10 protein-coding genes, 3 rRNA genes and 1 pseudogene are annotated in these 20,426 nt (G+C 69.8%); 2 read left to right on the top strand and 12 right to left on the bottom strand.

Translation table 11 applies throughout. The features are described from left to right. Positions 1 to 82 precede the first annotated feature (82 nt). The 9 genes and pseudogenes from FHX73_RS11555 to FHX73_RS11595 all read right to left on the bottom strand — a co-directional run bounded on the left by FHX73_RS11555 (position 83) and on the right by FHX73_RS11595 (position 13,826). Complete coding sequence (locus FHX73_RS11555) at positions 83 to 505, bottom strand: NUDIX hydrolase (RefSeq protein ID WP_145908213.1); 423 nt, start codon at positions 503 to 505, stop codon at positions 83 to 85. Positions 506 to 664: 159 nt separating this feature from the next. Beyond that, positions 665 to 1,789, bottom strand: a complete 1,125-nt coding sequence (locus tag FHX73_RS11560) for a CHAD domain-containing protein (RefSeq protein ID WP_246213468.1) — start codon at positions 1,787 to 1,789, stop codon at positions 665 to 667. Positions 1,790 to 1,849: 60 nt separating this feature from the next. Next, positions 1,850 to 3,928 (bottom strand): annotated as a pseudogene (locus tag FHX73_RS11565) (RNA degradosome polyphosphate kinase); the annotation flags it as partial. Positions 3,929 to 4,235: 307 nt separating this feature from the next. Further along, positions 4,236 to 5,159, bottom strand: coding sequence for a mycothiol synthase (gene mshD / locus FHX73_RS11570; RefSeq protein WP_145904936.1), 924 nt, complete (start codon positions 5,157 to 5,159; stop codon positions 4,236 to 4,238). 88 nt (positions 5,160 to 5,247) lie between these two features. Continuing rightward, positions 5,248 to 5,364: ribosomal RNA gene (gene rrf, locus FHX73_RS11575) — 5S ribosomal RNA — on the bottom strand. Between the two features lie 85 nt (positions 5,365 to 5,449). Further along, positions 5,450 to 8,569, bottom strand: a 23S ribosomal RNA gene (locus tag FHX73_RS11580). A gap of 268 nt (positions 8,570 to 8,837) precedes the next feature. Continuing rightward, positions 8,838 to 10,352 (bottom strand): 16S ribosomal RNA (locus FHX73_RS11585). Together the 16S, 23S and 5S rRNA genes form the textbook arrangement of a ribosomal RNA operon. A gap of 599 nt (positions 10,353 to 10,951) precedes the next feature. After that, entirely contained in the window at positions 10,952 to 12,295 is a 1,344-nt protein-coding gene (locus FHX73_RS11590; RefSeq protein ID WP_145904937.1) for a PP2C family protein-serine/threonine phosphatase, read from the bottom strand. A gap of 166 nt (positions 12,296 to 12,461) precedes the next feature. Further along, positions 12,462 to 13,826, bottom strand: a complete 1,365-nt coding sequence (locus FHX73_RS11595) for an NAD(P)/FAD-dependent oxidoreductase (RefSeq protein WP_246213469.1) — start codon at positions 13,824 to 13,826, stop codon at positions 12,462 to 12,464. Between the two features lie 313 nt (positions 13,827 to 14,139). Here FHX73_RS11595 and FHX73_RS11600 point away from each other — a divergent pair, with 313 nt between their 5' ends. Both FHX73_RS11600 and FHX73_RS11605 read left to right on the top strand, forming a co-directional pair. Next, positions 14,140 to 14,955 (top strand): TetR/AcrR family transcriptional regulator, encoded by an 816-nt coding sequence (locus tag FHX73_RS11600; RefSeq protein WP_246213470.1) that lies wholly within the window; start codon positions 14,140 to 14,142, stop codon positions 14,953 to 14,955. 386 nt (positions 14,956 to 15,341) lie between these two features. Continuing rightward, entirely contained in the window at positions 15,342 to 17,513 is a 2,172-nt protein-coding gene (locus tag FHX73_RS11605; RefSeq protein ID WP_211786174.1) for a sigma-70 family RNA polymerase sigma factor, read from the top strand. Between the two features lie 13 nt (positions 17,514 to 17,526). Here FHX73_RS11605 and FHX73_RS11610 read toward each other — a convergent pair whose 3' ends face one another. The 3 genes from FHX73_RS11610 to FHX73_RS11620 all read right to left on the bottom strand — a co-directional run bounded on the left by FHX73_RS11610 (position 17,527) and on the right by FHX73_RS11620 (position 20,415). After that, positions 17,527 to 18,234: a DsbA family oxidoreductase gene (locus FHX73_RS11610; protein ID WP_145904938.1), complete on the bottom strand. Its 708-nt coding sequence runs from the start codon at positions 18,232 to 18,234 to the stop codon at positions 17,527 to 17,529. Between the two features lie 120 nt (positions 18,235 to 18,354). After that, the gene (locus tag FHX73_RS11615; protein WP_145904939.1) at positions 18,355 to 19,083 is read right to left on the bottom strand and encodes a tyrosine-protein phosphatase; all 729 of its coding nucleotides are present in this window, start codon (positions 19,081 to 19,083) and stop codon (positions 18,355 to 18,357) included. A gap of 45 nt (positions 19,084 to 19,128) precedes the next feature. Then, entirely contained in the window at positions 19,129 to 20,415 is a 1,287-nt protein-coding gene (locus FHX73_RS11620; protein ID WP_145904940.1) for an MFS transporter, read from the bottom strand. Positions 20,416 to 20,426: the final 11 nt, after the last annotated feature.

The raw sequence follows: 20,426 nt of genomic DNA on the forward strand, positions 1-20,426 counted from the left end.
ACACTGTCCGGTAGTCACGGTTGCATCACGGCAAGGGTTCATCCAAGACACGCTGTCAGGTGACGTACGACCGTCGGACGGGCTAACGCGACAAATGGGCCATCAGCGCGTCGATCAGCCCGCGGTCCCGGTCGTGGGTCAGCTTGGCCCGGGCCTTGCCCGGCTTGAGCCACTTCATCCGGTCCACCTCGCGGTTCGGCCGGAACTCCCCCGACACCGGCACCGCCGCCCAGTACCGGACCTCCTTGGGCCGCCCGTGCGCCAGGTAGTGCTGCGCGGGCAGCGGCGCGAGCAGCCGGCAGACCAGCCCGGTCTCCTCCTCCACCTCGCGCAGCGCCGCCTGCCAGGGCGTCTCGCCGGGCTGCAGCTTGCCCTTGGGCAGGCTCCAGTCGTCGTACTTGGGACGGTGGATCAGCGCGATCCGCGGCTTGCGCGCACTGCCGTCCGGGCGCGGCTCGCCCGGCACCCAGAGCACCGCGCCGGCCGCCAGCACGGTGCCGGGCAGCGCCGCCGCGCGGCGACCCGCCGGGTGCTGCGACAGGTGCTCCGACGACTGGTCCGCCTGCTCCGCCGGCCACGGCGCGAGGCGCTTGGCCTCCCGCAGCCGCCGCCGGGCCACCGCCCCGCCCAGTCGGTCCGGCCCGAGGCCGCGCTGCTCGCCCATTCATCCCATCCGCTGTGCCCGGGGGCCCTCCCAACCGTCCACCAGGCTGGGCGGGAGGTCCGGCCAGAGGCCGCCGAAGGCGAACCGCGCCGCCTCCACCTCCAACCGCTGATCAGCATGCACCACCCCGAGCACGTAGGCCGTCGCCGGGGTGATCCGCGGCGTGCGTGCCGCCGTCGCGGCCGTCACCGCCGCGTCCGCCGCCTCCTGGTGCCGGTCCAGCACCCGGTCCAGCTCGGCCAGCTCGCCGCCCGGGCGACCGCACACCTCCAGTGCGTACCGGGCCCGCTTCAGCAGGATCCGCACCCGGTGCCAGGGGGCGTCGTCGGCCGCCAGCGCGGAGTCCGCGTCCATCCCCGCGGCGGCGGCCGGCGCCGGCCGGCTCTGCTGCGGCACCTGCGGGCCGGCCCCGGCGCCGCCGAGCCGGTGGAGCGCGTCCCCCTGGTAGGCGGCGGAGGCCCGGCGCAGCGGCAGCGCCTGGACGGCCGAGTCGAGCGCGCCGAAGGCCCCCGCGGCCTGCGGCAGCAGCACTTCCCCGGCCCGCCCGCGGGCCGGCTCGACCAGCGGGGTCTCCCCCACCAGCAGCGTCATCCGGTCGGCCAGCGCGTGCAGCCGGGCCGACCGCAGCTCCTGCAGCACCGTGCTGTGCGCCCGGGTGCGCGCCAGGGTCAGCTGGCGGTCCAGCAGGGCCCGGGCCTTGGGCGCCCCCTGGTGGCCGGCCAGCATGCCCGGGCCGCCGGCCTCGCCGGCCGGTGCCACCGCGCTGAGCGAGTCCAGCGCGCTCAGCAGCCGGGCCGAGCGCCGCAGGTAGGCCGGCTCCTGGGCGAGCAGGTTGAGCAGCCAGCGCAGCTCGGCCCGCGACTCCTGGGCCCAGAGCGGCTCGAAGACCGAGCCGTAGGTGTGCAGCGCGCCACCGATCCGCCGGACCGCGCGGAGCAGCTCCACCGTCCCGCCACCGCCCACCGGGCTGTTCAGCGAGGGCAGCGCGCCGGGGCGGGCTCCCGCCTCGCCGACCGCCTGCGGCAGCGCGCGCAGGAAGTTGCCGGCCTGTTCGGTCAGGTACCTGGCAAGGACCTCCCCGGCGGTCGCGGTGGACGCCGGGGCCGTCATGGGCGCGTCAGTCATGATCGTGGGTACTCCCCGTTCCCCCGAGGTTGGCCGACCCCTGGGGCAAGTGACGGATGGTCAGAGCGCGCCGGTGGAACCCCGGCGCCGCTGGCGCGAGTCGATGAGCAGCTCCTGGATGTCCCGGAGCCGGTTGCCGTCGGCGTCCTGGCTTCGCCCGGTCCAGGTCCCGTCCGGGCCGAGGTGCCAGGAGGCGGTGTCCTCCGCCATGCCCAGGTCGAGCAGTTCGGTGAGCTCCCTGCGGTGCGCCGGATCGGCCACCCGGACCAGCGCCTCGATCCGCCGGTCCAGGTTACGGTGCATCATATCCGCGCTGCCGAACCAGACTTCGGGATCACCGGCGTTCTCGAAGACGAAGATCCGGGAGTGTTCGAGGAACCGCCCGAGCACGCTGCGGACCCGGATGTTCTCGCTCAGTCCGGGCACCCCGGGCCGGATCGCGCAGATCCCGCGGACCCACACGTCCACCGGGACCCCAGCCTGCGAGGCCCGGTAGAGCGCGTCGATCACCGACTCGTCGACGATCGAGTTGACCTTCAGCTTCACCGCGGCCGGCAGGCCCGCCCGGTGGTTCGCCACCTCGCCGGCGATCCGCTCGACCAGGCCGTCCCGCAGACCGCGCGGCGCGGTCAGCAGCCGCCGGTAAGAGGCCCGCCGGGAGTAGCCGGAGAGCCGGTTGAACAGGTCCGAGAGGTCGGCGCCGACCTGCGGGTCACTGGTCAGCAGGCCCAGGTCCTCGTAGAGCCGGGCGGTCTTCGGGTGGTAGTTGCCGGTGCCGACGTGCGAGTACCGGCGCAGCGTCTCGCCCTCCTGGCGGACCACCAGCGAGAGCTTGCAGTGCGTCTTGAGCCCGACCAGCCCGTAGACCACGTGGCAGCCGGCCTCCTCCAGCTTGCGGGCCCACTTGATGTTGGCCTGCTCGTCGAAGCGGGCCTTGATCTCCACCAGCACCAGCACCTGCTTGCCGGACTCCGCCGCGTCGATCAGCGCGTCCACGATCGGCGAGTCGCCGGAGGTGCGGTAGAGCGTCTGCTTGATCGCCAGCACGTGCGGGTCGCCGGCGGCCTGCTCCAGGAAGGCCTGCACCGAGGTGGAGAAGCTGTCATACGGGTGGTGCAGCAGCACGTCCCGCTCGCGCATGGCGGCGAAGATGTCCGGCTGGGAGGCCGACTCGACGTCGGTCAGCCCGCTCGCGGTGCCGGCCACGAACTTGCGGTACTTGAGCTCCGGGCGGTCCTGGTCGGCGATCCCGAACAGCCCGGTCAGGTCGAGCGGGCCGGGCAGCGGGAAGACCTCGGCGTCGCTGATGTTCAGCTCGCGCACCAGCAGGTCGAGGATGTAGGGGTCGATCGACTCCTCCACCTCCAGGCGCACCGGCGGACCGAACCGACGGCGCATCAGCTCCTTCTCCAGCGCCTTGAGGATGTTCTCGGTGTCGTCCTCCTCCACCTCCAGGTCCTCGTTGCGGGTGACCCGGAAGGCGTGGTGGGCGAGCACCTCCATCCCGGGGAAGAGCTCCTCCAGGTGGGCGCCCATCACGTCCTCCAGCGGCACGTACCGCTGGGCGGAGGCCTCCAGGAAGCGGGAGAGCGACTGCGGAACCTTCACCCTGGCGAAGTGCTTGTGCCCGGAGACCGGGTTGCGCACCACCACGGCCAGGTTGAGGCTCAGGCCCGATATGTAGGGGAAGGGGTGCGCCGGGTCCACCGCCAGCGGGGTCAGCACCGGGAAGATCTTCTGCCGGAAGAGGGTGTGCAACCGGGTCTGCTCGTGGTCGGTGAGCTCGGCCCAGCGGACCAGCTCGATGCCCTCAGCGGCCAGGTCCGGCAGCACGTCGTGCTGGAAGGCGGCCGCGTGGCGGGCCATCAACTCCCGTGACCTGGTCCAGATCTGGTCGAGCACCTCGCGCGGCTGCAGGCCGGAGGCGCTGCGCTGGGCCACCCCGGTGGCGATCCGGCGCTTCAGGCCGGCCACCCGGACCATGAAGAACTCGTCCAGGTTACCGGCGAAGATGGCCAGGAACTTGGCCCGCTCCAGCAGCGGGACCTGCGGGTCCTCGGCCAGCTCCAGCACCCGCTCGTTGAACGCCAGCCAGCTCCGCTCGCGGTCGAGGAACCGCCCCTGCGGCAGCTCCTCCAGCTCGGAGTCCGGGGTCTTCTCCGCCGACGGACCGAGCGCGTTGGTGATGCTCATGGGTTCCAGCTCCTCCAGGGCCGTGAGGTCCGTGGTGTCCGCCGCTGCGGCGTCCCCCGGCCGCCGCGGGATGGGCCAGCCGCCCGGCGCGGTCGATATCCGACCGGACCGGGCCGCGGGGCCCAAGCTGCGGGAGCGAGACACTATGGACGTCATCCTGTGATCTTCGCGGCGGCAATTGAATCCACGGTAAACACCGCATGGCCAGGAGGAAAGCTGACGCGGTCAGACCCTGAACGGAGTCCGGACGGACTCAGCGTCCCGGCTTGACCTGGTACATCAGATCCACTTCGTGGACGGTGAAGCCGGCCTTCTCGTAGACCCGCACCGCCGCCGTGTTGTCCGCGTCGACGTAGAGGAGGACGGTGCCGAGTCCCCGGTCCTGGGCCAGGTGGCGCAGCCCGGCCGCGGTCAGCGCCCGGCCCAGGCCGTTGCCCTGTTCGGCCGGGTCGACGCCGACCACGTAGACCTCACCCAGCTCCGGGTCGGTGCCCGTGGCCGGGTGGACCTTGGTCCAGTGGAAGCCGACCACCCGCTCGCCGGCCGCCTCCTGGCGGACCGCGAGGAAGAAGCCGTTCGGGTCGAACCACGGTTCGGCCAACCGGTCGGCGAGGTCGCGACCGGTCCACGAGCCCTGCTCGGGGTGGTGGGCGAAGGCCAGCGCGTTCAACCGCAGCCAGGCCTCGTCGTCCTGACCCGGGCGGAAGGTCCGCAGGGTCACGCCGCCAGGGAGCGGGGCCGGCTCCGGGGCGGGGCCGGTGCGGCGCATCTGCCGCAGCTCGCGGACCAGCGCGGCGCCGTAGTGCTCGGCCAGCCGGGCCGCCCCCGGGTGACCGCCGTGGGCCCAGAAGTCGACGGTCCGTCCGCTCGCCGCCACCAGCACGGCGTCCACCAACTCGCGGCCGAGCCCGCGCCGGCGCTGGTCCGGATGGACGGTCAGCTCGACCGTCGCGGTCGCCTCCCCCTCCGGCGCCTCGACCTGCGCGTAACCGGCGGGTCCCCGGTGGTCGGTCTGCAGCAAGTGGTGCAGGCCGGGCCGGGCCTCGCCGGCCCGCAGCCGGAGCCGGCCCGCTTCGGAGACCGCCTCCCGGCCGTCGGCCGTGACGGCCGCCGACAGGACGGCTTGGACGACTGAGAGATCGTCAGGAGTGAGGGCGTCGATGCTGTGGATGGCCATGTATGCGACCTTACGCCGCGTCAGACCCCTGGCCCACAACGCGAAGAAGCCCCCATCACCAAGTGATGGGGGCTTCTTCTGAAAGATTGTTCGGCGGCGTCCTACTCTCCCACAGGGTCCCCCCTGCAGTACCATCGGCGCTGTAAGGCTTAGCTTCCGGGTTCGGAATGTAACCGGGCGTTTCCCTCACGCTATGACCACCGAAACACTATGAAACTGTCAACCGCACCCACCCGTGACCTGACGGTGGGGGTCGTTGTTTCAGAACAACACAGTGGACGCGAGCAACTGAGGACAAGCCCTCGGCCTATTAGTACCGGTCAGCTCCACCCCTTACAGGGCTTCCACATCCGGCCTATCAACCCAGTCGTCTACTGGGAGCCTTACCCTCTCAAGGAGGTGGGAGTGCTCATCTCGAAGCAGGCTTCCCGCTTAGATGCTTTCAGCGGTTATCCCTCCCGAACGTAGCCAACCAGCCATGCCCTTGGCAGGACAACTGGCACACCAGAGGTTCGTCCGTCCCGGTCCTCTCGTACTAGGGACAGCCCTTCTCAACACTCCTACGCGCACAGCGGATAGGGACCGAACTGTCTCACGACGTTCTAAACCCAGCTCGCGTACCGCTTTAATGGGCGAACAGCCCAACCCTTGGGACCTACTCCAGCCCCAGGATGCGACGAGCCGACATCGAGGTGCCAAACCATCCCGTCGATATGGACTCTTGGGGAAGATCAGCCTGTTATCCCCGGGGTACCTTTTATCCGTTGAGCGACGGCGCTTCCACAAGCCACCGCCGGATCACTAGTCCCTGCTTTCGCACCTGCTCGACCCGTCGGTCTCACAGTCAAGCTCCCTTGTGCACTTACACTCAACACCTGATTGCCAACCAGGCTGAGGGAACCTTTGGGCGCCTCCGTTACTCTTTAGGAGGCAACCGCCCCAGTTAAACTACCCACCAGACACTGTCCCTGATCCGGATCACGGACCCAGGTTAGACATCCAGCACGACCAGAGTGGTATTTCAACGGCGACTCCACAATGACTGGCGTCACTGCTTCAAAGTCTCCCACCTATCCTACACAAGCCGAACCGAACACCAATATCAAGCTATAGTAAAGGTCCCGGGGTCTTTCCGTCCTGCTGCGCGAAACGAGCATCTTTACTCGTAATGCAATTTCACCGGGCCTATGGTTGAGACAGTCGAGAAGTCGTTACGCCATTCGTGCAGGTCGGAACTTACCCGACAAGGAATTTCGCTACCTTAGGATGGTTATAGTTACCACCGCCGTTTACTGGCGCTTAAGTTCTCAGCTTCGCCCCATCGAAACAGAGCTAACCGGTCCCCTTAACGTTCCAGCACCGGGCAGGCGTCAGTCCGTATACATCGCCTTACGGCTTCGCACGGACCTGTGTTTTTAGTAAACAGTCGCTTCTCGCTGGTCTCTGCGGCCGGCCCCAGCTCAAGCAGCAAGTGCCATCACCAGTTCCGGCCCCCCTTCTCCCGAAGTTACGGGGGCATTTTGCCGAGTTCCTTAACCATAGTTCACCCGAACGCCTCGGTATTCTCTACCTGACCACCTGAGTCGGTTTGGGGTACGGGCCGCCATGAAACTCGCTAGAGGCTTTTCTCGACAGCATAGGATCATCCACTTCACCACAATCGGCTCGGCATCAGGTCTCAGCCTTAATGAGTGGCGGATTTGCCTACCACTCGGCCTACACCCTTACCCCGGGACAACCACCGCCCGGGCTGGACTACCTTCCTGCGTCACCCCATCGCTCACCTACTACCCTGTTGGATCAGCGGCTCCACCACGTCCCTTCGTCCGAAGACTCCAGGCCGGCTTCACGGCTTTAGCATTCAGAGGTTCAGCGTTGGCGCTTCAAAGCGGGTACGGGAATATCAACCCGTTGTCCATCGACTACGCCTGTCGGCCTCGCCTTAGGTCCCGACTTACCCTGGGCAGATCAGCTTGACCCAGGAACCCTTGGTCAATCGGCGCAAGAGTTTCCCACTCTTGTATCGCTACTCATGCCTGCATTCTCACTCGTATACCGTCCACGACTCGATTCCTCGGCCGCTTCACCCGGCACACGACGCTCCCCTACCCATCACAGCGGGCGTTGGCCCTCATGCTGCAATGACACGACTTCGGTGGTGTACTTGAGCCCCGCTACATTGTCGGCGCGGAATCACTTGACCAGTGAGCTATTACGCACTCTTTCAAGGGTGGCTGCTTCTAAGCCAACCTCCTGGTTGTCTCTGCGACTCCACATCCTTTCCCACTTAGCACACGCTTAGGGACCTTAGTCGGTGTTCTGGGCTGTTTCCCTCTCGACCATGGAGCTTATCCCCCACAGTCTCACTGCCGCGCTCTCACTTACCGGCATTCGGAGTTTGGCTAAGGTCAGTAACCCGGTGAGGCCCATCGCCTATCCAGTGCTCTACCTCCGGCAAGAAACACGCGACGCTGCACCTAAATGCATTTCGGGGAGAACCAGCTATCACGGAGTTTGATTGGCCTTTCACCCCTAACCACAGGTCATCCCCCAGGTTTTCAACCCTGGTGGGTTCGGTCCTCCACACGGTCTTACCCGCGCTTCAACCTGCCCATGGCTAGATCACTCCGCTTCGGGTCTTGGGCATGCAACTCAAACGCCCTATTCGGACTCGCTTTCGCTACGGCTACCCCACACGGGTTAACCTCGCTACACACCGCAAACTCGCAGGCTCATTCTTCAAAAGGCACGCAGTCACGGCCCGCCAGCAAGCTGACGAACGACGCTCCCACGGCTTGTAGGCACACGGTTTCAGGTACTATTTCACTCCGCTCCCGCGGTACTTTTCACCATTCCCTCACGGTACTATCCGCTATCGGTCACCAGGGAATATTTAGGCTTAGCGGGTGGTCCCGCCAGATTCACACGGAATTTCTCGGGCTCCGTGCTACTTGGGAGAAGCTCAAGTGAGCCGTACAGATTTCGCCTACGGGGGTCTTACCCTCTACGCCGGACCTTTCGCATGTCCTTCGACTATCCATACGGTTTCTGACTCACCCAGCCGCCGGCAGACGACTGAAGAACTTTCCCACGACCCCGAAGTGGCAACCCCTGCCGGGTCTCACACCACTACGGTTTAGCCTCATCCGGTTTCGCTCGCCACTACTCCCGGAATCACGGTTGTTTTCTCTTCCTGCGGGTACTGAGATGTTTCACTTCCCCGCGTTCCCTCCACATACCCTATGTGTTCAGGTATGGGTGACAGCCCATGACGACTGCCGGGTTTCCCCATTCGGACACCCCCGGATCAAAGCTCGGTTGACAGCTCCCCGGGGCCTATCGCGGCCTCCCACGTCCTTCATCGGTTCCTGGTGCCAAGGCATCCACCGTGCGCCCTTAAAAACTTGGCCACAGATGCTCGCGTCCACTGTGCAGTTCTCAAACAACGACCAGACACCCACACTCGACACCCGAAGGCACCTCACATGGGACCGGCACTGAGACAACGTTTCCGTTCCCTCAGGACCCAACAACGTGCCCGACACACCCAGAATCCGAACCGCGTTCCACGCCGAAGCAGTACTAACGCTCATCCTCTGAACTGTGCCGAATAGTCAACGTTCCACCCATGAGCAAGCACTCCAGGACATTCGCCCGAAGCTGCCATGTGCTCCTTAGAAAGGAGGTGATCCAGCCGCACCTTCCGGTACGGCTACCTTGTTACGACTTCGTCCCAATCGCTGGTCCCACCTTCGACGGCTCCCTCCCAAGGGTTAGGCCACCGGCTTCGGGTGTTACCGACTTTCGTGACGTGACGGGCGGTGTGTACAAGGCCCGGGAACGTATTCACCGCAGCATGCTGATCTGCGATTACTAGCAACTCCAACTTCATGGGGTCGAGTTGCAGACCCCAATCCGAACTGAGACCGGCTTTTTGGGATTCGCTCCACCTCACGGTATCGCAGCCCTTTGTACCGGCCATTGTAGCACGTGTGCAGCCCAAGACATAAGGGGCATGATGATTTGACGTCGTCCCCACCTTCCTCCGAGTTGACCCCGGCAGTCTCCTGTGAGTCCCCGACATTACTCGCTGGCAACACAGAACAAGGGTTGCGCTCGTTGCGGGACTTAACCCAACATCTCACGACACGAGCTGACGACAACCATGCACCACCTGTATACCGACCACAAGGGGGCGCCTATCTCTAGACGTTTCCGGCATATGTCAAGCCTTGGTAAGGTTCTTCGCGTTGCGTCGAATTAAGCCACATGCTCCGCTGCTTGTGCGGGCCCCCGTCAATTCCTTTGAGTTTTAGCCTTGCGGCCGTACTCCCCAGGCGGGGAACTTAATGCGTTAGCTGCGGCACCGACGACGTGGAATGTCGCCAACACCTAGTTCCCAACGTTTACGGCGTGGACTACCAGGGTATCTAATCCTGTTCGCTCCCCACGCTTTCGCTCCTCAGCGTCAGTAATGGCCCAGAGATCCGCCTTCGCCACCGGTGTTCCTCCTGATATCTGCGCATTTCACCGCTACACCAGGAATTCCGATCTCCCCTACCACACTCTAGCCTGCCCGTATCGAATGCAGACCCGGGGTTAAGCCCCGGGCTTTCACATCCGACGCGACAGGCCGCCTACGAGCTCTTTACGCCCAATAATTCCGGACAACGCTCGCACCCTACGTATTACCGCGGCTGCTGGCACGTAGTTAGCCGGTGCTTCTTCTGCAGGTACCGTCACTTGCGCTTCTTCCCTGCTGAAAGAGGTTTACAACCCGAAGGCCGTCATCCCTCACGCGGCGTCGCTGCATCAGGCTTGCGCCCATTGTGCAATATTCCCCACTGCTGCCTCCCGTAGGAGTCTGGGCCGTGTCTCAGTCCCAGTGTGGCCGGTCGCCCTCTCAGGCCGGCTACCCGTCGTCGCCTTGGTAGGCCATTACCCCACCAACAAGCTGATAGGCCGCGGGCTCATCCTGCACCGCCGGAGCTTTCCACCAACCCCCATGCAGAGGAAGGTAATATCCGGTATTAGACCCCGTTTCCAGGGCTTGTCCCAGAGTGCAGGGCAGATTGCCCACGTGTTACTCACCCGTTCGCCACTGATCCACCCCGAAGGGCTTCACCGTTCGACTTGCATGTGTTAAGCACGCCGCCAGCGTTCGTCCTGAGCCAGGATCAAACTCTCCGTGAATGTCTACCGGTAATCCGGTAAGCCACTCGCGCAGAGCGGCACAGCAACCACCGGAATAGGGCGGCCCCGTGCACTGCGTCCTCGCTAGTGTTTTTGTTACTAAAGGAATCTCCAACCCCGATCAGAAGACCGAGGCCGGGGATGTCAACATATCTGGCGTTGACTTTTGGCACGCTGTTGAGTTCTCAAGGAACGGACGCTTCCTTCGATCCCGCTCTCGCGTTCTCTCCGGGCGCTTCGTTCTTTCTTCTCTTCGAGCTTATCAGATCCGCCTCGCGGCTTTTTCCGACTCGCTCTCGGTGTTTCCAACCTTAGCAGGTCTTCCGCACCGTTCGGCCCCTGGAGGCCTTCGCCGTACCGGACCTGACGGCCCGTCCGACGTGTTGAACTCTAGCTCAGTCCCGCTCCGAAAAGCGAATCCGGGCCCTCTCGTCGAAATACCGGCACAGCAAAACAAGCCCGCTCCGAATATGTGCGAAAAGCAGCACGGAAGGAGCCGACGTTCTTGCCGTAAGTGGTGTTTCAGGAGAGTGGCTGCACCCGGGACCGTCCGCACATAGCTCGCGTCCGGTGCTCCCTGACGGGCAGCTCGAAGAACACTAGACCTCTCCGAGCTCCGAGTCAACCGCGGAGGTGAGGCGGCCCTGCGCGGGCACGGCCGGCTCGGTGCCGGGGAGCTGGAAGGCGAGCACCGCGACGTCGTCGTCGTGCTCGGCGGTGACCCCCATGGCCCGGAGCAGCCGGGAGCAGACCACGTCCGGCGAGCCGACGGCGCCGGCCAGGGTGCGGGCGAGCACCCCGAGGCCCTGGTCGATGTCCTGGTCCCGGCGCTCCACCAGACCGTCGGTGTAGAGGACGCCGGTGGTGCCGGGGAACAGGCGCAGGGTGTGGGAGACGTGGTTGCCGCCGCCGGTGCCGAGTGGCGGGCCGTTCACCTGCTCGCCCTGGAGCACGGTGCCGTCCGGTCCGCGGAGCATCAGCGGGAGGTGGCCGGCCGAGGAGTAGGTGAGGGTGCCGGCCTTGCCGGAGGCCGAGGGTGCGTCGTAGACGGCGTAGATGCAGGTGGCGATCTGGTTGGCGTCGATCTCCATGGCGATGCCGTCCAGCAGGGTCATCACCTGGTGCGGCGGAAGGTCGAGCCGGGCGTAGGCGCGCACGGCGGTGCGCAGCTGGCCCATCACGGCGGCCGCGCGCAGGCCGCGGCCCATCACGTCGCCGATCACCAGGGCGGTGCGGCCGCCGCGCAGGCTGATCACGTCGTACCAGTCGCCGCCGACCGCCGCGTCGGCGCCGCCGGGCTGGTAGGTGGCCGCGACCCGCAGGTCGGCGGGTTGTTCGAGCTTCTGCGGGAGCAGGCTGCGCTGGAGGGTGACGGCGGCCTCGCGCTGGCGGCGCTCCGCCTCGCGCAGCCGGGTGGCGGCGGCGACCTGGTCGGTGACCTCGGCGGCGAAGACCAGCACGCCGACGGCGGGTGGCTGCCCGTCCCGCGAGCTCACCCGTTCGGTGGAGTGCAGGGGGACGCAGGAGACGTTGAAGCAGCGGGTGCGGGTGGGGTCGGCGGGGTCGGTGATGCTCCTGGCCTTGACGCCGCGCCCGCGGCCGCTGCGCAGCACCTGGTCGAGCAGCGGCAGCAGTCCGAGCCCGTCCAGCTCGGGCAGCGCCTCCTCGGCGGGCTGGCCGTTCGGCGGGGTGCCGAAGAGCTCGCGGTAGGCGTCGTTGGCGTAGCCGAGCCGGTGCCGGGCGCCGTAGGTGATCACCACCGGGGCGGGGAGCCGGCCGAGCACGTCGCGCAGGTCGTAGAGGTCGTGCAGGTCGAGCAGTTGGTCGGGCCCGGGCAGGTCGACGTGGCCGAGCGGGTCGCGCGGCCCCGGCAGGGCGACCTGGTCGTCCTTGGGCGGTGCGACACGCCACGGCGATCCGGTGAGCCGCGCACTCCAGCGCATCAGGTTCAACCGCTCGTCGCTTTCCTCGGGGATCCGTCACGGTTCGTACTGGTGTCCATACTGGCCGTGACGGGGTGTCACGCAGATCCTGTCAGGTGAAGCAGTGATTCCGGAAGTCGTACGTGTGTTGGTCGTGTTGTACGGAACGTCAATGGCGCGCCGCGGACTACTCGTCCGGGGTGCCGGCGGCGGCCCGGAACTCGGCCCGCGGGTCCTCGACCGAGGCGAGCGAGACGGGTTCCCGGGCGAAGAGTCCGCCGAGCACCCAGTCGGCCAGCACCCGGACCCGCCGGTCGCCGCTGGGCAGCCGGCGCAGCGTGCGGGCCCGGTGCAGCAGCCAGGCGCGCCGGCCGGTGAGGCTGCGGCCGCGCCGCTGGGCGACGGCGCTGCGCAGGCCGAGGGAGGCGGAGGCGTAGGTGCGTGCGGGGCGGTAGGGGCGCAGCGGGGTGCCCGCCCGGGCGGCGAGCAGGTTGGCCGCCAGCAGCTCGCCCTGGGCCAGCGCGTGCTGCGCGTTGGGCGGGCAGGGCGCCGTGCCGGTGGCGGCGGCGACCGGCACGGCCGCGCAGTCGCCGGCCGCCCAGGCGCCGGGCAGCGGGGTGCCGTGCCGGTCGGCGACCTGGAGGGTGGGCAGGCAGCGCACCCGGCCCTCGCGGTCCAGCGGCAGGTCGGTGGCGCCGAGCACCGGGGCCGGCCGCACCCCGGCCGTCCAGACCAGCGTGCGGGCGGCGAACTTGGTGCCGTCGGAGAGCACCATCAGGCCGTCCCGGGCGGACTCCAGGGTGCTGCCGAGGCGGACGTCGACGTTGCGCTCGCGCAGCTCCACCAGGGCGTGCAGGGCGAGTTCGGGCTCGGCCTCGGCGAGGATCGCGTCGCCCGCCTCGACCAGCACCCAGCGCAGGTCCTCCGGCTGGATGCCCGGGTAGCCCCGCAGCGCGTGCCGGGCCATGTCTTCGAGTTCGGCGATCGCGCCGACCCCGCCGTAGCCGCCGCCGACGAAGACGAAGGTCAGTGCGGCGTCGCGCAGTTCCGGATCGCGGGTGGAGCAGGCCAGGTCCAGCTGGTCCAGCACGTGGTTGCGCAGGGCCACCGCCTCGCCGACCGTCTCGAAGCCCAGGCCGTGCTCCGCCAGGCCCGGCACGGGTGCCGTCCGGGAGACCGAGCCGACCGCCAGGACCAGTTCGTCGTAGGGCAGTTCGACCGTGATGCCGTCCTGCGGGGCGAGCCAGGCGAGCCGGCGGGCGTGGTCGATCCGGGCGATCCGGCCGGTCAGCACCCGGCAGTGCGGCAGCTCGGGGCGGAGCGGGACCACCACGTGTCTCGGGTCGATCGACCCGGCGGCCACCTCGGCGAGCAGCGGACGGTACGTCAGGTAGGGTGCGGCCTCGACCAGGGTGAGCTCCGTCCGACCGGACCGCAGGTCGTCCCGGAGCTCCCGCTGGAGCCGCTGGGCAGTGGTCAGCCCGGCGCAGCCACCGCCCACGATCAGGATCCGGATGGTGCACCCCCTGTCGATGTGACCTGGTTCACGCAACCATGACGCCCTGCGGAGGGGGGTCTTGTCCACACCCCGGACCGGATTCACTCCCGACCGCGTACCGACAAACCGTCACCCCGGGTGGTGAATCCATTACGGCCTGATTTACCGTTGGCCGACCAGCCCGACTGTCCCACGCTCAAACGGGGAAGGGTAGTCCGCGGATGATCCTTGCTCGGATGTGGCGCGGGCCGTGCGGGCCCGGCGCGGGGGCCGGGTGCTGGGGGCCGGACCCGTGTGCTGGTCACGGGCGGCTGCGACGACGACGCACTAGGAGCCCGGAACAGGCTCCTCCGGGGGAGGGTTGGGGATGATGAAACAGGATCACTTGCTGGACCCGGCGGTGCCGGGGGCCGGCGCGGCCACCGGGCCGATCACCTGCACGGTGCCGGAACAGCGCTTGCCGGAACAGCGCCAGGCCGAACCGGAGCCCGCACCGGCGCCCGCCGAGGAGCGCCGGTCCACCCGGTTGCGGGTGGACGCCCGCCGGAACCTGGAGAGCGTGCTGCGCGCGGCCCGCGAGGTGTTCGGCGAACTCGGCTACGACGCACCGATGGAGGAGGTCGCCCGGCGCGCCGGGGTCGGCGTCGGCACGGTGTACCGGCGCTTCCCGAGCAAGGAGGTGCTGGTGCAGCGGATCGCCGCCGAGGAGGTGGCGTGGCTGACCGCCCGGGCCCGGGAGGCGCTCTACGGCTCGGCCGGCCCCTGGGAGGCACTGGCCGGGTACCTGGCCAACGCGGTGGGCACCGGCGCCGGCCGGCTGCTGCCGCCGGAGGCCTTCGGCTACGCCGAGGAGCTCGCCCGGGTGCCCGAACAGCGGCCCTCCTCGGAGGAGTTCGGCCACGCGTTCGGCGCGGGCCCCGGCCCGGTCGAGCCGGCCCCGCTGCCGGGCGGCGGGGCCACCGGGCCGCACGCCGATCCGCGGCTGCTGCTGCAACTGCTCGCGGCGCTGGTCGCGCGGGCCGCGTCGGCGGGCGAACTGCGGCCCGGGGTCACCGTTTCGGAGATCGTGCTGGTGCTGACCGCGGCGGTGCCGCCGTCGATCGGCCGCACGGTCGGTCCGGAGGGCACCGATCCGGGCGAGCGGTTGCTGCAGATCCTGCTGGACGGCCTGCGCGCCGCCTGACCGGGCCGGTTCGGCCGGCCGGCATCCCGCGGCGCCGGCCGGTCCGGCGCCGCGGGATGCTTGACGGGCGGGATGCTTGACGGGTGGTCAGGCGGGCCGTCGCGGGCGCCGGGTGGCCGCCGGGCGTCAACCCGCCGCACCGGAGCGGCTGGAAGGGCGCCCGGGCGCCTCCCCCCAAAGGGTGGGTCGGGCCCTTGACGGCTTCCGGCCCCCGCTGCGCTATGCCATCCTTTGCCCGTGGTTGGAGCCATTGTCCCGGTGCGTGCCGTTCGCGGCGGCGCACTGCGGCACGGCCCTGGGCGGGTCGTGCGCCCCGGGCGTGCGGGGCGCTGGCCCGGGCCGCGGCACGGGCACGGGTGGACGGGCGGATCGGGCGAGGCGGACGGATGAGTGCCGAGGAGCAGAACGAGCGGAGCGCCGAGCCCGGCGCCGAGGCCTCGACCGGGCAGGTGCCCGGCCAGGGCGGCGCGCCCGTGCGGGAGTCGCTCGCCCAGTCGCCCGCGCCCGAGAGCCCGCCCCGGGTGCCCGGGCAGGCGGTGGCCGGGCAGGGCGGGGTGACGCCGGAGGCCTTCGTGGCGCACCGGGCCGCCCCCGGCGAGCCGGGCCCGGTCGAGCGCGAGGTTCCGGTGCCGCTCGGCAAGGTGCCGCCGCCGGCCGACCCGGTGGACGGCGACCGGCCGCCCTCCGACGCCGAGTTGACCGCACTGGTGCGGGCCGGCGACGACTCCGCCTACGAGGAGATCTACCGCCGGCACGTCGAGGCGGTGCGCCGGTACGCCCGCACCTGCTGCCGGGACAGCTTCACCGCCGAGGACCTGACCGGCGAGGTGTTCGCCCGCACCCTGCAGGCGCTCAAGGCCGGCAAGGGGCCGGAGTTCGCGGTCCGCGCCTACCTGCAGACGGCGGTCCGCAACGTGGCCGCCGCCTGGACCCGCAGCGAGCGGCGCGAGCAGCTGATCGACGACTTCGGCGCGTTCGAGCAGTCGGCCGCCGCCGCCGCGATCGACTTCGAGCTGGCCGACCCGGGCGCCGACGCCTGGGCGATGGCGATGGCCGACCGCCGGATGGTGATGCGGGCCTTCGTCGAACTGCCCGAGGACGACCGGGTGCTGCTCTGGCACACCGAGGTGGAGCAGGAGTCGCCGAAGACCGTCGCGGTGCTGCTCGGCAAGACCGCCAACGCGACCGCCGTGCAGGCCCACCGGGCCCGCTCCCGGCTGGCCGCCGCGTTCCTGCAGGCGCACGTCTCCGGCTCCCAGGAGCAGGGCTGCGAGGAGTACGCCAACCGGCTCGGGCAGTACGCCCGGGGTGCGCTGCGCAAGCGGGCGGCGAGCGAGGTCGGCACCCACCTGCGGGAGTGCGACAAGTGCACGGCCGCGCTGCTGGAGCTGGTGGACATCAACCACGCGCTGCGCCTGGTGCTGCCCGGCGGGGTGCTGGTGTGGATCGGGGCCGGTGCGTTCTCGGCCTTCGCGGCGGCGCTCGGGATCGCCGGGGCGGCCGGGGGCGCGGCGGCCGGCGGGGCGGCTGCGGCCTCGGCGGCCTCGGCCGCCTCGGCGGCGAGTGCCTCCGGGGGCGCGGCCGCGGGTGCGGCCGGCGCGTCGGGTGCGGCCGCGGGCGGTGCGGCGGCCGGCGGCGCGGCGGGTGGCGGTGCGTCAGGCGGGGTGGCCGGGGCGGCCGGTGAGGGTTTGGGCACGGTCGGGAAGGCCGCGGTGGCCGCCGCCGTCGCGGTGGCCGCGGTGGCCGCGGTCGCCTACGCGCTGACCGGCAGCCCCGAGCCGAAGCCGCCGGCCGCCGCTCCGCCCGCGCCCAGTTCGGCGCCGGCCAGCCCGCCGCCAGCGGCCGCACCGCTGCCCACTCCCCCGGCGCCGAGCCCGGCGCCGCCGGTGCCCACGCCCGCGCCGACCCACGCCCGGGTGGTGCCCCCACCGCAGAAGTCTGCCCCGCCGACTCCCCCCGCGCCGGTGCCCAGCCCGCCGCCGGTCCCGACGCCGCCGGCGATCGTGGTGCCGACGCCGCCGGTCCCCAGCTTCTCGCCGCCGCCGGTGCCGACCGTGGTGCCGACACCGCCGCCGATCCCCACCCCGGAGCCGACGGTCGCCCCGCCGCCCCCGGCCAGTTTCTGGGTGGACACGCTGCCGTTCTCCAAGAAGTCCGACCGGGTGCCGCCGTCCGGGCCGAGCATCGACCGCCGCAACAGCGACTGGCTGCTCCAGCGGGACGGGCTGCTGATCGGCGGCTCGGCCTACAAGCGCGGCATCTCGGTGCACTCGCCCTCGACGGTGACCGTGGACCTGAACCGCAGCTGCTCGGCCTATGACGCCACGGTCGGCATGGACGACTTCAGCCTCGCGCCGGGCGCGTTCCGGTTCAGCGTGCGGGACGGCGCGGGCGGCACGCTCTGGTCCTCCGCGCCGCTGCGGGTGGGCGACCCGGCGGTGCCGGTGCACGTGCCGCTGGGCGCGCAGACCCGGATCGAGCTGGTGGTCACCCCGCTGGACGGCATCTGGTCGGGCGCCAACCTGGCCGACTGGGCGGACGCCCGGTTCAGCTGCTGAACCGGGCGGGTGCTCAGACGGCGCAGGAGCCGTCCGCGCAGGCCCCGGTGCCGTCGACGTCGGCCGAGCCGACTTCCGACGCAGCAGCCTCGGCCGTAGTCTCCGCCGCCACCTGGTTCAGCACCTGCAGGAAGGTGTCGGCCTCCTGACCGCCCTGCACCGCCCAGCGGCCCTCGAAGACGAAGGTCGGCACCGCGCTGATGCCCAGCTGCCGGGCCGTGTCGAGCTGGTGCCGGACCTCGTCGGCGCCCTCCTCGCCGGCCAGGTACTCGGTGACCCGCTGCCGGTCCAGGCCGGCCGCGACGGCCACCTCGGTGAGCGCCGCCCGGTCGCCGACGTCCACGCCGTCGGTGAAGTGCGCCTTGAGCAGGGCCTCCTTGAGCGCGCCCTGCGCGGCCGGTCCGTACTCGGCCTCGGCCAGGTGCAGCAGCCGGTGGCCCAGGAAGGTGTTGGCGTGCAGCGCGGCGTCGAAGTCGAAGGTGATCTCCTCGGCCCGGCCCAGCTCGGTGACCCGGTCGTCCATCGCGCGGGACTGCGGCCCGTAGCGCTCGGCCAGCCAGGCGCGGTGCGGGCTGGCGGTCGCCGGGGCGTCGGGGACCAGCTGGTACGGGCGGTAGACCACCTCGACCTCCCCGTCGAACCGGGCCAGCGCCTGGTCGAAGCGGCGCTTGCCGATGTAGCACCAGGGGCAGGCGATGTCCGAGTAGATCTCGACCTTCATGGGGGTGGCTTCCTGTTTCGACGGAGGACGGACGGTGGACGAACGTGCTTGAACGTGAAGTTTCAACCAATTCGTCCGCGAATCCATTCCGCCCCGGCCGGCCGGCGGGGCACGGCGGCCTCAGCCCTCCAGGTACCTCTCCCGCAGGACGGCCACCAGGGCGTCGTCCACGCCGAGCCGCTCGGTGGCGTAGCCGCGGACCGATCCGTAACGCTGCGTCAGTTCCGCGATGAAGAGCTCCAGCACCTCGGCGGGGGCACGACCGTAGCCGGGCCAGCGCAGGGTGAGCTCGGGGTACTTCTGGTGCCAGTCGGCCACCAGCCGGTCGGTGGCCAGGTTGGTGAGGGTGAAGTCGGACACGACGACTTCCTGGTCGACCCCGAGGAGCGTGAGCAGCAGCATCGCGATCAGGCCGGTGCGGTCCTTGCCGGACTGGCAGTGGAAGACCAGCGGGCCGTCGCCGTGCGCGATCACCTCCAGGGCCCGGCGGATCTCGGCGGTACCGTCGTGGGCGACCTCGGAGAACTTCTCCGCCAGGAACGGGCCGACCTCGACCTCCGGGCCCTGCGCGGCCTGGTCGTACGGGCGGTGCTCGATGCTGAGGTTGTGGAAGGCGAGGCCGGGCAGCTCCGGCACCCGGCCGCTGCGCTCGATCTCCCACGGGTAGCGCAGGTCGATCACGGTGCGCACGCCGAGGGCGCGGAACCGCTCCCGGTCCGCGCCCCGCAGCTTGCCGAGCGAGTCGGACCGGTAGACCCGGCCCCAGCGGACGGTGCGGCCGTCGGCGGCCGGGTAGCCGCCGAGGTCACGGAAGTTGTGGACGGCGGCGAAGTCGTGGTGTCGGTTCACTGGGAGTCCCCCCGGTCGTCGTGATCGGCCCACTGTAGGGGCGGCTCAGTCCTTCGTGGGCAGTTCGCGCAGCCGGCTGACCGGCGAGAGGGCCACCGGCAACAGCATCAGCGCGGACCCGATCGCCACCGCGGTGAGCGCGGTGCGGATGCCGACCGCTCCGGCCAGGTAGCCGCCGAGCAGGCCGCCGAGCGAGCCGCCGCCGAACAGCAGGGTGCGGAAGGCGGCGTTCATCCGGCCCATCAGCGCGGGCGGGGTGCAGCCCTGACGCAGGCTCACCATCACCACGTTGGCCACGCCCAGCCCCGCGTAGCTCACGAAGAACGCCAGCACGAAGAACCCGAGCAGCACCGGCTTCGGCCCGCTCGCGAACGGGATCAGCAGCGGCCCGGCGAAGATCAGCGACATCGACACCGCGTAGGCGCGCCCCGGCCGCAGCCGGGCCACCACCTTGCGGGACAGGCTCGCGCCGACCAGGCCGCCGACCGAGGAGGCCGAGAAGACCACGCCGATCAGCCCGGCCGCCAGGCCCTCGTCCCGGGCGGCGTGCAGCAGGAAGAGGGTCCACACCGAGATCATCGAGAAGTTGCAGAACGGCCCGACCAGCGCGAGCGGGCGCAGGATCCGGTGGCCGAGCACGAACGCCAGGCCCTCGCGCACCTCGGCGCCCAGGTGCCGCTTCGCGGCGGGCGGCGCGGGGCGCTCCTCGGGCGTGCGGATCATCAGCAGGGTGACCAGCGAGACCAGGTAGGACGCGGAGTCGGCCAGCAGGCTGATCGGCGCCGTCAGCGCCCCGACCAGCACGCCCGCGATGCCGGGCCCGGCCACGTCGCCGACCGAGGAGGTGACGCCGAGCCGCTGGTTCGCCGCCAGGTACTGGTCGGGGTCCTTGACCAGGGTGGGCACGAAGGACATCCAGCTGACGTCGAAGAGCACCGAGAAGACGCCGATCGCGCAGGCCAGCCCGAGCAGCAGACCGATCGTCAGGTGGTGGGTGGCGGCCAGCAGCGGCACCAGCCCGATCAGCACCATCCGCGCCGCGTTGGCCACCAGCATCACCCGCCGCCGGCGCATCCGGTCCACCAGGGCGCCGAAGACCATCGCCAGCCCCAGGTAGGGCACCAGCTGCAGGAAGCGCAGCAGCCCGACCTCGCCGGGGCTGGCGTGGAAGGCGAGCACGGCGGTGAGCGGCAGCGCCAGGGTGGTCACCTGGCTGCCGAGCAGGGACAGCGACTCGCCGAACCAGAAGGCCAGGAAGTCGCGGTTGTGCCGGAGGGCGGCGGGTGGCATCGGCGGTGCGGCGCTGTCGGTGCTGGCGGCGACGGTGGCCATCGGCGGTTTCC

It is taken from the genome of Kitasatospora viridis (assembly GCF_007829815.1).
Taxonomy (GTDB): Bacteria; Actinomycetota; Actinomycetes; order Streptomycetales; family Streptomycetaceae; genus Kitasatospora; species Kitasatospora viridis.